Origin of the sequence: Clostridium sp. CS001 (assembly GCF_020443565.1) — a bacterium.
Lineage (GTDB): Bacteria > Bacillota > Clostridia > Clostridiales > Clostridiaceae > Clostridium_AD.
On the sequence record NZ_JAIZZN010000029.1, the window covers coordinates 24,642 to 37,742 of the forward strand.

The 13,101-nt window shown below is 30.3% G+C and carries 9 protein-coding genes; 6 read left to right on the plus strand and 3 right to left on the minus strand.

The window, feature by feature from the left end; all coding sequences use genetic code 11:
• Positions 1-50 precede the first annotated feature (50 nt).
• Positions 51-830, minus strand: a complete 780-nt coding sequence (gene rluF, locus LGK97_RS16065; protein ID WP_226260763.1) for a 23S rRNA pseudouridine(2604) synthase RluF — start codon at positions 828-830, stop codon at positions 51-53.
• A gap of 242 nt (positions 831-1,072) precedes the next feature.
• Here rluF and LGK97_RS16070 point away from each other — a divergent pair, with 242 nt between their 5' ends.
• On the plus strand, positions 1,073-2,236 hold the full coding sequence (locus tag LGK97_RS16070; protein WP_226260764.1) for an N-acetylglucosaminidase: 1,164 nt from the start codon (positions 1,073-1,075) through the stop codon (positions 2,234-2,236).
• Between the two features lie 27 nt (positions 2,237-2,263).
• Here the strand turns inward: LGK97_RS16070 and LGK97_RS16075 are convergent, their stop codons facing one another.
• Positions 2,264-2,836 carry a hypothetical protein gene (locus LGK97_RS16075; protein WP_226260765.1) on the minus strand — a complete coding sequence of 191 codons (573 nt, stop codon included), beginning with the start codon at positions 2,834-2,836 and terminating at the stop codon, positions 2,264-2,266.
• Positions 2,837-3,091: 255 nt separating this feature from the next.
• Here LGK97_RS16075 and LGK97_RS16080 point away from each other — a divergent pair, with 255 nt between their 5' ends.
• From LGK97_RS16080 to LGK97_RS16090, 3 genes are all read left to right on the plus strand, one after another.
• Positions 3,092-4,453, plus strand: a complete 1,362-nt coding sequence (locus tag LGK97_RS16080; RefSeq protein ID WP_226260766.1) for a GAF domain-containing sensor histidine kinase — start codon at positions 3,092-3,094, stop codon at positions 4,451-4,453.
• A gap of 270 nt (positions 4,454-4,723) precedes the next feature.
• Entirely contained in the window at positions 4,724-7,048 is a 2,325-nt protein-coding gene (locus LGK97_RS16085; protein ID WP_226260767.1) for a DUF5050 domain-containing protein, read from the plus strand.
• Positions 7,049-7,083: 35 nt separating this feature from the next.
• On the plus strand, positions 7,084-8,643 hold the full coding sequence (locus LGK97_RS16090; protein ID WP_226260768.1) for a hypothetical protein: 1,560 nt from the start codon (positions 7,084-7,086) through the stop codon (positions 8,641-8,643).
• A 41-nt stretch (positions 8,644-8,684) separates the two neighbouring features.
• Here LGK97_RS16090 and cls read toward each other — a convergent pair whose 3' ends face one another.
• Positions 8,685-10,139, minus strand: a complete 1,455-nt coding sequence (cls, locus tag LGK97_RS16095) for a cardiolipin synthase (RefSeq protein WP_226260769.1) — start codon at positions 10,137-10,139, stop codon at positions 8,685-8,687.
• A 212-nt stretch (positions 10,140-10,351) separates the two neighbouring features.
• Between cls and LGK97_RS16100 the strand changes: the two genes are divergently transcribed.
• Positions 10,352-12,007: a YiiX/YebB-like N1pC/P60 family cysteine hydrolase gene (locus LGK97_RS16100; protein ID WP_226260770.1), complete on the plus strand. Its 1,656-nt coding sequence runs from the start codon at positions 10,352-10,354 to the stop codon at positions 12,005-12,007.
• Positions 12,008-12,124: 117 nt separating this feature from the next.
• A complete protein-coding gene (gene truA, locus LGK97_RS16105) occupies positions 12,125-12,862 on the plus strand; it encodes a tRNA pseudouridine(38-40) synthase TruA (protein ID WP_226260771.1) in 738 nt (245 codons plus the stop codon).
• Positions 12,863-13,101: the final 239 nt, after the last annotated feature.

The window sequence follows — 13,101 nt, forward strand, 5'->3', positions numbered from 1 at the left end:
CACACGTTAATCGTGTGCCTTTTTAATATAAAAGTAGAAGTTTTATTGCTTTAATCTAGGGTATCTTCAGTTTTAGTTGAATCAGAAGTCAAGTCATTAATACGCAGCAATTCATTACTTGTTAAGTATCTCCATTTACCCACAGGTAATTTATCTATAGTAACGTTCATAATTCTAAGCCGCTCAAGCCTTATAACTCCATAACCTAAATAATCACACATTCTTCTTATTTGACGATTAAGCCCTTCGGTTAAGATTATTTTAAATACATATGTACTTTCTTTTTTTACAAAACATTTCTTAGTTACAGTATCTAATATAGGGATACCATTTGACATAGCTTTTATGAAGCTAGGTGATATTGGTTTATCTACAGTAACAATATACTCTTTTTCATGGTTATTACCTGAGCGTAGTATCTTATTTACAATGTCTCCATCGTTAGTTAAAAATATAAGCCCTTGGGAGGGTTTATCAAGACGCCCTATGGGAAAAATCCTTTTTGGGAAATTTATAAAGTCTATAATATTTCCTTTAACCTTATGTTCAGTAGTGCAAGTTATTCCAACAGGTTTATTAAAAGCTAAATAAACTAATTGTTCTTTAATTTTCAGTGGTTTGCCATTTATTTCAATGTAATCAGCATTAGACACTCGAGTTCCCATTTCAGGAATCTTACCATTTACAGTGACATTGCCTCCTTCAATCATTTTATCGGCTTCCCGTCTAGAACAAAAGCCTGTTTCGCTTATAAATTTATTTAATCTAATTTGGGGATTATTATTTTCATAATACACAGTAGTATCTTTTTCATTATGTATGCTTTTCATTTCGCACCGTCCTTTAGGATTATAAAGTAAGATCAAGATAAATAATCTGAGTTATATGGTAAAGTAGTAATTATTATATATAATAATGGAAAGGGTGTTGCTTAACTATAGCAATATCTTATATAATTATATTAAATATTCATTAAAATATAAAGGGAAATGATGAATTAATTATTTTTAGCTTCAGGTGAAGTCATTAATTCAAACATTTTAGTGAAGTTTGATACAGGGGGGAAGATAAATTGACAAGTAAAAATTTTATGGACAAGCTAAAGTTAATCTTAGTAATTATGTGTGGGTTATTTCTAATGGCTTCAAATGAGGTTATAGCAGCTACAAGTCCCACTCAAATGGAGAGTAAGATAAATGTGTCAACTGATAAAGTGTGGCAGATTAAGTTCAATCAAGCAATAAATGTGGACAACCTTAGTAAAAAGGTTATGGTTTACAATCCTATTGGACTTTCAGCACAAGTAACCGTATCTTATGATAATAATATCATAACAGTAAAACCGCCAAAGGATGGGTATATATCTGGACAAACATATTCATTGCAGATTTATGAAACTATAACTGATTTGAGTGGGAATCCACTTAAAGCGGCTGTAATTATGAATTTTACTATAGTGGCACCTGATAATGGTGGATTAACAAATAACGGAAATAAGAGCTATATTTATAAGAGCTATGACAATGATTTAGATCAGATTGTGGATATACAAAGCAAGCTAAGCCCTGTTAATGTTGTAGCGAAGTATTCCTTAATTCCTAGTAAAACAGATATCTATCAATATATGAACCCTAAAAACTTTGAAAATCATGATTGTGCTATATATCAATTTTTAAAGTTAAACTATATTGAAGGTGTTGAAGCTGAGGAATTAGATGCTATTTTAAAGGGAAAGGGGTTCTTAGAAGGACAAGGGAAGATATTTTTAGATGCTTGTAAGGAATATGATGTGAATCCTGCATATGTTATTGCACATGCTATATTAGAGACTGGAAATGGAAGTTCATTATTATCTAAAGGTATATTGGTAAGTGAAGTAAAGGGAGTGCCTAAAGAAAGTAAGCTTACATATAATATGTTCGGTATTGGAGCAAGAGATATTGATGCTAATAAATTAGGATCAGAAAGAGCTTATGAAGAAGGGTGGTTTACTCCAGAAGACGCTATTAAAGGCGGAATTAAGTGGATTTCTAGCCAATATATAAATAATGATACTTATAAACAGAATACCTTGTATAAAATGAAATGGAATCCAGATATTCCATTAACGCAAGAGTATCGTCATCAATATGCTACAGATATAGCTTGGGCATATAAGCAAAGTTATAAAATTAAAGAAATTCTAGATAAATGCCAAAATGCAAACCTAATATTTGAAATACCACAATACAAGTAAAAATAAGGGTACCCTAAATGGGTACCCTTATTCTATCACAGCCTGTCCATTATTATTAAATAATACTTTAAAATTATGAGTGCCAGCATATTTTTTAAATTCGGTTAAATCAACTTTAGTATTATTTTTATTATCGGAAACAAATATAGAGATTTTAAAACCGTCATCGGCATGTGCCTTAGTAAGATATTTTTGCTTAATAGATTCATCTAAGATTAAATGCAAAGCTTCTTCTAAGGATTTATGTTCTAAGTCCAAAATCTGTTTTATTTTATAGCCACCAGTACTTAAACCTTCGACGGTTTTAATTTTATTAGCTCCGTTTACTTGAAGTTTTAAGGAACAATTCATATCTACTATAACGGAAAAGTTATATTTATTGTCCAAATATAATTTTCTTATTGAAAATATAAGTAGAGTGATGCAAACAATTGCCAATAGATACTTCCAAATAGCAACTTTCCTAAATTCCTCGCCTGCATACAGTTCTCCTAGTATAGGCTCAGTACTGTGTTTTTCAACTGTTATAAATTCCTTATTTACAGTTAGAATATAAACCTTATTTTTCTCAACATTAATTACTTTACCCACTTTTCGCATAGAGCACCCCTTTTTATATAATTATATTATAATATTCATTAATATTTAATTCTATTAAGTGCATTTTATGGTATATTAGTAAGGAGTTATACTAAATACTTATCAACACTTGATATAAAATAAAAGAATTGATAGTTTCATTATAACAAATATAAAACTTCTGTGGGGATAAAAATACCCTTTTGAAGTTATTAATGTTGCAGGACCGAAGATGATCTACACACATGATAATTAATAAAGAAATAGGAGTATATTATGATTGAGGTATTAGGAAGCAAGTGGCACTTATATATTGTAGTAGTAATTGCAATATGTATTGCAGTAATACATATTAAAATTAAAATGTTGACGATTAAAAATAATAAGGCCTTTGATAAAAGAATTGGTGATATAATTAGTATATTTAATTCTACAACAGATATCAAAGATATATTTAATAGATTATTGAAGTACTTACAAGAAACTTTAGGTTATGATGCCGCTATAAGCATGTCAAAAGATGATGAAAATTTTGAACTTATGGTTTGCAATGGGTATAACGACGAAATAAACTTAGGAAGTTATTTTAAGGAGGCTAAATGTACTCTATTAATAAAAAAGATTATGGCGTGTTCCAAGCCATACTATATTCAAGATTTAAAAAAATTAGAGTATGAAAAGTATATCAAAGACTTTAACTTAATATTATATAATATGAGAAGTGTACTTGTAATTCCAATTATATACAGAGGAAAAATATATGGTGTAGTTACTTTGCTTAACCATAAGAAATCAGCATATAATGAAAAGCAGCAATCTAAGGCGTTTTCATTTGCTAGCCAAGTAGCTGTGGCTATAGAAAATGCTATGCTTTTTCAAAAATTAACAGACATGGATAAGATAAAAACAGATTTTCTATCTACAGTTTCTCATGAACTTCGTACACCTTTAACTTCAATTATCGGATTTGCAGAAATGGTGAAAAGGAAATTTGAAGGATCTATAGTTGAAAAATTGGATCTCACAAATGAAAAAAATTTAAATGATGTATCTAAAATAAGGAGAAATGTAAATATAATTTTATCAGAAGGGGAGAGGTTAGCGAGCCTTATAAACGACTTGCTAGATATATCTAGAATGGAAGCTGGTAAGGACAGCTTAGATTTAGTGGAAACTGACATTGAGGAAATTATAGATAAGGCTATAACAGTAACTAAGCCAATTATTAAAGGTAAGCCCATTCAAGTTATACAAAATATAAGAGAATCACTCCCTAAAATTATGGCAGATAAAGATAAATTAATGCAAGTGATAATTAATCTTATTTCTAATGCTATAAAATTTACGGAAGAAGGGTGCATAGTTTGCACAGCTAGAAGGCTTGATGAGGATATAATACTAAGTATTACTGATACAGGTATAGGAATTAAAGAGGAAGATAAAGAATATATATTTAATAGATTTAGTCAAGTAGGGGACAATCTTACAAGCAGGCCTAGAGGCACGGGATTAGGACTTTCAATATGTAAGCATATTATTGAAGCTCATGGTGGAGAGATATGGGCTGAAAGTGAAGTGGGTAAAGGAACTGATTTTTCATTTAGGATACCCATTTCAATGGCTAAGGAAGTTATTTAATTTGGACTATACGGAATGCCAATATTGCAGTATCGCAGATAATGATTTAATTAGGATGATTTAATTAGTAAGTTATGTTAGCATTTACATATGGAATAAAATTAGGGCTTGGTGTATAATATATTCATTGGAAACTTATTCAAGGTTTTACTAACAATAGGAATAGATTTGTGTTAGAATATTAACTAATGATGTGTATGATATTAAATAAACACTAAAATCTCTATTTATATACATTTTAGGATACTAAAGTTAAGCGGGGGTGGATTTTTGAAGAAAGATATAAAAACACTGAAAGCATTGTTAATTATATTCCTTATTATTATTTTATGTGGGAATTATAAATATGTAATGGCTGTAGAAAGCACTGTTAAGGTAGCATTTGTGGGAGTGGATCATTCTCCATTAGTTGAAGGAGATAGTGAAAGCTTTTATTTAACCGCTGTAGGAGCTGAAAGAGTTAAATATAGAGTTTTTTTAAATAACATCAATTTAAACAAAACTGAAGAGATTACTAGCGGATATACGGAAGTAGTGGAAGGCACTAAACCATATGTAATTAGGCCAAGCGAAGGATTCAAAGCAGGAAAGTATAGGCTTATAGTTTGGGTAAAAGAAGAGAATTCTATAAAAACCTATGATAGTGAGTATATAGCTAACTTAAATTGTGTAAGTAGAGATGATAAAAATAGAGTATATTCAGCAGGGGATATTGATATTGAAAGAGATGTTTATACAGTAGGAGAAAAGGTGTCAATTGGCGGAATTAAAGATATTAGCGGAATGAAAGGTCCATATACATATAAACTTCACATATACGATACGCAGGCAAATGAATGGATATTAGATGATAAGGAATACAGAAATAATCTAGAATGGGTACCAACAAAGCCTGGAACTTATGTGTTAGTGATTTGGGATATGTCTTATAATTCTACACTTTGGAAGACTTTATTAAATAAACCTAGGGAAAGATTATACGAGGGCTGGAAGTTAAAGGTTATAACGGTTAATGATGCAATCGAGAAGGTACAAGTATCATTTATAGGTATTGGACATTCACCCCTAGTGGCAGGTGAAAAAGAGAAGTTTTATCTCACCTCAAAGAATGCGAAGAAGGTTCAGTATAAGGCCTTCATTATTAATGAAGATAATACTTTTGAGGAGCTCACTAACGGATATACACCCTTGGTGGATGCAGATGAGCCGTACGAGATTTCTCCGGATAAAAAGTTTTGGGTTGGAAAATATAAGCTTTTGATACGTGTAAGAGAAGAAAAGTCTTCCAAGGAATATGATAATTATAAATTCGCTTATCTAAATTGTGTTACAAAAGATGATAGCAATAGGGTATATACCATAAATGATATGGATATTGAAAAAAGTACGTTTAAAGTTGGCGAAAAAGTCATTGTAAGAGGTATTAAAGATATAAGTGGAATGGTTGGACCATACACGTATAAACTTCATATCTTCAATACTAAAACTGGTGTATGGACGGATGACAATAAAGAATATAGGGGCCAAACGGAATGGATTCCTACTGCTCCTGGAACATACATTTTAGATTTATGGACGATGTCTGCAAACTCTACCTTATGGAAGGGTATAAAGGGGAATCCAACGAGAAAGCTTTATGAAGGTTGGAAACTTAAGGTTATAAAAGTTATCGATGAAAATGATGTAGGTAATGAAGTAGAGCCACTTAAGCCATACACTGAAGTTAATAGGCTTGAAGAATTATATGCAGCTATGGACAATAAGTATGAGATGCTTATAACTGATGCAAAGGTAGCTACAGTATATGAGAAGGCTAAAAACATCGTAAATAATATAATTAACATCAATATGAATGATTTAGAAAAGGAATTGGCTATACACGAGTATGTTGTGAGAAATACAGTCTATGATTCTGATAAAATAGTGCCAGATGACTCTGATTCTAGAACAGCATATGGAACATTAATTCTTGGTAAGTCTATTTGTCAAGGATATGCTGATACAATGAAATTACTGTTAAATTTAGCGGGAATAGAGGCTCAGGTAGTAGTAGGGTATGCAAAAGAACCACATGCTTGGAATCTAGTGAAAATAGACGGGGAATATTATCATCTAGATGCAACATTGAATGACCAAGTATCTGGATACTTTTACTTTAATGTATCTGATGAAGAACTTTCTAAGGATCATGAATGGAATAGAAAGAATTATGAAACTAGTACAAGTAAAAGGTTTGAATATCTACAATCTATGTACTATGCTGTTATAGATAGTCCTTGGATATATTTCAGTAATGCATTAGATGGCGATAAATTATATAAAATGTCATTAGATGGAAAGGTACAGGCTACTAAACTTAATGATTCTCTCTCTTACTTTGGAGCAACAGATGAAAAATGGATCTATTTTAGTGATTATTCTTATGGGGGATTTTTGTATAAAATTAGAAAGGATGGTCTCGGCACTACTAGATTAAATAATGAATGGTCTAAAGACATTGTGGTGCAGGATGATTGGATAATATATAAGAATGGTAAGGATGGTAGGATTTATAAAGTAAGAAAAGATGGAAGTGAAAGACAATTAGTAAACTAAGAGTTTAATAAGCAAATATTTACGGGGGCAAAGAAATGAAAAAAAGGGTATACGTAATAAGTTTTATAATGATATTTTTATTAATATTGGGATTTCAATACAAGGTGGATTATGACATAAGGTCTCAAGCACCATCTGATAAATGGAGCAAGGAAGTGGTTATAGCTAAGGCTGATGTTTATACTTCACCTAAGATATTAAAAAGTGATAAAAATAATATTATAGCATTTAATGATGGGGACAAGCTAAAGGTTGTAATAGCTGATGATCTAGGAAAAAAGGTTAAGGAGAAATCCTTTGAAACTAAAGCAGGGTTAATAAAAGAAGTTAATTTATTAAAGGGGCAAGGATTCTTTTATCTTAGTTTTAGTTTTTATGAAAATGGAGCAAACATTTTAAAGACCATAAAGCTAGATAAAGAATTAAATGAAGTTGAACAGACAAAAACAGAAAATGTAACTGAAACTTATCAAGTAGGAGAAGAAATTCTAATAGTAGGACACAAGGATAAAGTTGAAGTATTAGATATGTCCAAGAACTCTAAACTCAATTTGAACATAAAAGGCGCAACACTATTTTCAGGGGTGAAAATAGAAAAGGGATTTATGATTACATATTGTAATGGAGAAGAGGGATTTAGTTACATAACAGTAGAGAATGGAGTAGCATCAACACCTAAAATAGCGGGAGTACTTAATAAAAGTGGAGCTATGACATTTATGCGAACTTCTACATCTAGTGACGCTGAAAATGGATATGTATTAGTTGAATATAGTGTACAAGGAGAGTTTGTAGGTACAAGGGTTCTAAGGTTTGCGCTTGATGGAAGTAGTAAGGAGGCCAGTGAGTTATATATTAATGAAAATAAGATAGTATATAATATCCTTGGAACATACTCCAAAGAAGGTGCTAGATTTTTTGCCACAACAGAGAGGGTATTTGGAAAAAAAGATTGGCAAAAGAGCATTGTTGAATTTATATTAAAGGGTGATAAGGTAGCTAGTTATAACTTTGCATCGAGGCTAGCTAGATTAACAATTTATCCTGCAGTAGCTGAGGATACAATTGTGTACTGTAGTTATAATAAGGAAAATGAATATGGAATTTATATGGGATCACAAAATGAGCAGTTTAAAAAAGTTAATAATGTTCATTTGCCAATTGAAAAAGAGCAGGCAGTATTAAATACACTACAGGGTTTTATGTATAGTTTAGTTTATATAGTATATCCAATTAAGTGGGTAATGCCTATAGTTTTGATAATTGCAATCCAGACTTTCTTTTCTTATAGTTTTACAGAAGAGAAAAAGAAATTATACTTCATAATTACTTGCATTGTAAGCACTGCATTAAAAGTGTCAGTTGTGCTAAGTAATTCCTATGGAGATAAACTCTATTTGCTTCCGCAAGTATTAGTTTACAAATGGGTTGGAATACTCATTAGTATAGTTATAAGTGGAATATGCTATTCATTTGGATACAAGCGTTACAAAGAAGACTTAGAAGGAATGCCCATTAGTAGTTTCTTTATAGCGTTAACATTGGATGCAATGTTAACTATGATGATATATGTACCGTTTTTTATTACACTTTAAAAAGCTAGAGACTTGATTATCAAGTCTCTAGCCTTTTTTAGTTATAGTATAGGAGAAAGTAATCTTGAAACAGATTCTTTGAACTTAACAACGAAACTTCTATTAGCATAGCTTTCAATGGTTATTTCATCACAAGACTTTAAATCATTAATAAAAAAGGCATCTAACTGTGAGGTTATTTCTTCATCGTATATAAAAGTATTTATTTCAAAGTTTAAAGTAAAGCTCCTAATATCTAGATTAGCGGTACCTACAGAACTCACTGACTGATCAATTGAAAGAAACTTACTATGAAGAAAACCCTTATTATAGGTATAACACTTGACACCAGATTCTAGTAGTTCTCCCATATATGATGTAGAGGCCCAATATACGAAGGGGTGATCTGGTTTACTTGGAATAACTATGCGTACATCTACACCAGACAAGGATGCTATTTTCAAAGCCTCTAATATACTGTCATCTGGAATAAAATAAGGGGTTTCTATATAAATATTTTTTTCAGCTTTACTAATCATTTTTAAATATCCATTTTTAATAGAATTAAAAGTAGAGTCAGGACCACTTGAAACTATTTGAAGACCTGTTTTGCCAAGGTGAGGTCTGTGGGGGAAATACTTGTTATTAAAAGGAGCATTTTCATTTGCAGCAAATCTCCAATCCATTAAAAAATGTAATTCCAATGCATCTATTGCATCTCCTTGTATGAGCAAATGGGTATCTCTCCAAAAACCAAATCTTTTTGAAAGACCTAAATATTCATCTCCAATATTAAAACCGCCTGTAAAAGCATGTTCACCATCTATAATGCATATTTTGCGATGATTTCTAAAATTTAATCTAAGATTTATATAAGGTAAAAAAGGTGGGAAGAAACAAATAGCTTCTCCACCAGCTTCAATTAAAGGATTAAAAAAGGATTTGGGTAACCTAAGACAACCCATGCCATCAAATAGTAACTTTACCTCGACTCCTTCCTTAGCTTTTTCACATAAAATTGCCAAGATAGATTTTCCCAGGTTATCATTTTGAAATATATAATATTCAATGTGAATATATACCTTTGCATTTTTAAGGGTGGCTTTAAGGTTATCAAACTTTGACTTACCTTCAGTAAATATAGTTACACTGTTGTTGTTAGTAAAAAAGGCATTATCACTACAAAGATTAAGTTGCATCATATCAGAATACTTGCTCATGAAAGCATTCGGTTTAATTAAAGATTTATTGTTTAAGAATTCGGTTTGATTATCAATAATCGAAGCAAGCTTTTCTCGCTCCTCCTTTTTCAGAGAAAATATTCTTTTTCTTTTTAAGTTTTGGCCAAGAAATAAGTATAAAATAAAACCGACACTGGGTAAGAAAAGTAATACCATAAGCCAAGTCCAAGTGGTTGATGGATTTTTTCGTTCAATAAATACAACGGTTAAGGCAAAAAGAATATTAATAAAAAATAATAAATTTAAAAAACGTAATACTAATTCGCTTGTAAACATATAATCCTCCAAAAAAACATTATATCGTATAACAATAGTATACATATAAAACAATATAAAAGACATCTTTTAAATGTAATACATACACTTTTAATAAGTATTTTTTTAATTAATAGAAGTATTTTAATTTTATAATTTATATTATTAAAGAAGTAGTAAATTTTATGATATAATAATATTAAATTGTTGAAATCAATTTATGGGGGATAAGTATGGTCCAAGCTGATTTTTTCATTATATCAATAATATGTATTGTTTTTCTTATTTGTGCACAGAGGTTTGTATTAAAATGGGGTATTAGAAATAGTAGTGAAGTTGAGGATAAGAATATGGATTTAGTTTATAGCACTGTTAATGAGGAAATAAACAAATCACTGGAGCTTATAAAAGAGTTAGAGAATGTTGTACAAGAGATACAAGACAGTGAAAGTTTGTTTAGTTCAGATATTCAAAGTATGTCATTAGCTCATAAACAGATTATATTAGATAAATGGGTTAGGTATGTAGGATGTTATAATGGGTTAAATGAAGTTAGAAAAAGGTATAAAAAAGATCTTATATTAAAAAATACACAAGATTCACACGCTAAGTTTAAAAGCGTATTGTTAACCTATGCCTCAACAATAGCAATACGAAAGAATACCGTGTCGTTAGCCAAAGTTATAGATAAGAATAAGTATTTGGAGCCAATGCTAAACGAAAGTAGACCAGAATATAATATTAATAAAAAACAATATTATTATATTACACAAGAAATCACTGAAGTTTCTTATATGATATCTTTATTTAGAAATAAGCACTATTTTGACTTTATGGTAAATTACTATGAAGCTTATGGATACAAAAGAGGAGAAAGTGAAAAAAGGCTACTAGATTATGCAAGCAATAATTATTTAAACTTTGTAAAACTTGTAAGAAATCATAAAGGTATTGTTTTTAACAATATGATTGATTTTTTAGGTAAGAATGCTTTTGATTTTTGGTTTCCAGTTCAAAAATGGCTTGCAATAAGCATTACTGGAGTTGATTACTCTAGAAGAAAAGAAAAGTATGTTAGCAATGATGACATTGATACTATCAAAGAAGAATTGCTTCCAGGAGATATACTTTTAAAGAGGGATAACTTCCAAGTAACTAATATGATGATGTCGGGGTTTTGGACTCATTCAGGGATTTATATAGGAACACTGGAAAAGTTGGATAGTTTCTTTAAGGGCATATCACTAGGGCAATACACGTGTGTGTCAGAGTATGTAAAGGCAACCTATCCTGAGGTATATAATAGTATATGTGATAAAAGCAAGAAGAACAGAGGGTATATTATAGAAGCTATTGCTCCTGGTGTAGTAATAAATCCTCTAGAGGCTATTGCAAAAGTTGATTACTTTTCAGCATTGAGACCTAAGTTATCCAAAGATGATAAATTAAAAGCCTTATTCACAGCTTTTGAATCTTTTGGAAAGGCATATGATTATAACTTCGATATCATGACAGATAGCGCTCTGTTTTGTAGTGAGCTGATTTATAAATCATATTTATGTTCGAGTAATAAGAAAGGGCTTACATTTGACTTAGAACCAAAGGCAGGTAGGTTACTACTTTCACCTAATAGTATTATAAAAAAGTTTGATACAGAATTTGATACTGAAAATGAAGAATTTGATTTTGTAGTATTTTATGATGGTAGTGAAAGGGAAAAGAAAGCTATAAGAAGAAGCGCAAAGCAGCTAAAAGAAACTTGGAAGATATCTAAGCTAAGAACTGCAAAACATAGAATTGTTTTAAAGACAGAAACAAAATATCCTGTGGTAAAATTCAATTCAGTGGTATCAAAGTTAAAAATAATTTTCAATGGCATGTTTTATTAATTGTTATATATGTATATAATATAAGATATGTATTAAAAAACAAAGTTCAAGCATTAAAAAAATATAATTAAAATATTAGAGTAAACTCTAGAATAGAAAGTGGGATTAATAATAAATATGAGAAATATAAAAATTGTAATAGAATATGATGGAACTAGGTATAAGGGATGGCAAAGACTTGGGGATAGCGATAATACGATTCAACACAAAGTAGAAACAGTTTTAAGTAAGATGGCTGGAGAAAACATTGAAGTTACTGCGTCAGGCAGGACAGATGCAGGAGTACATGCAAGAAATCAAGTTGCAAATTTCAGAACTGATAGTGATATGTCAGAACATAAAATGCGTAGCTACTGTTATGAATATTTGCCAGAAGATATTGTAGTAAAATCAGTAGAAGAAGTAGATTTGAATTTTCATTCAAGATATCATGCGAAAGTTAAAAAATACACATATAATATTTGCAATAATAGAGTACATGATGTATTTAATAGAAAGTATGCTTATCACATACCGCAATCCTTAAATATTGAGAAGATGAGAAAAGCAGCAGATATTCTAGTAGGAGAACATGATTTTCAAAGTTTTACAACACTTAAAACTAAGAAAAAGTCTACTATAAGAATAATTCATACTATAAACATTGTAAATACTAACGGAAATATAGAGATTAGTATTCAAGGTGACGGATTTATGAAGAACATGGTAAGACTAATAGTTGGTACACTGGTTGAAGTAGGTCTGAGTGAAAAATCTGTAGAACAAATTTCAGGTATATTAGATAAAAAAGAAAGAAAATATGCAGGACACATTGCACCTGCTAAAGGGTTATTTTTAGAAGAAGTTAATTATTAAAGATGTTTTAAATAGATTAATTGGATAAGCAAACAAACAAGAATTACACCTTACCTTCAAATGTATAAAACATTTAAAGGTAAGGTGTTTTTTAAAATTTTATTTTTGTATATAAAGATGATTTGCTTGTACATCTAAGCATAAGTTTTTGCTATAACCAATAAGAACATGCTTTACTATAATATTGTATTGTTGTATGATAATGTTATGAGGTTATAATTATAGTATAGAGGGTGTAT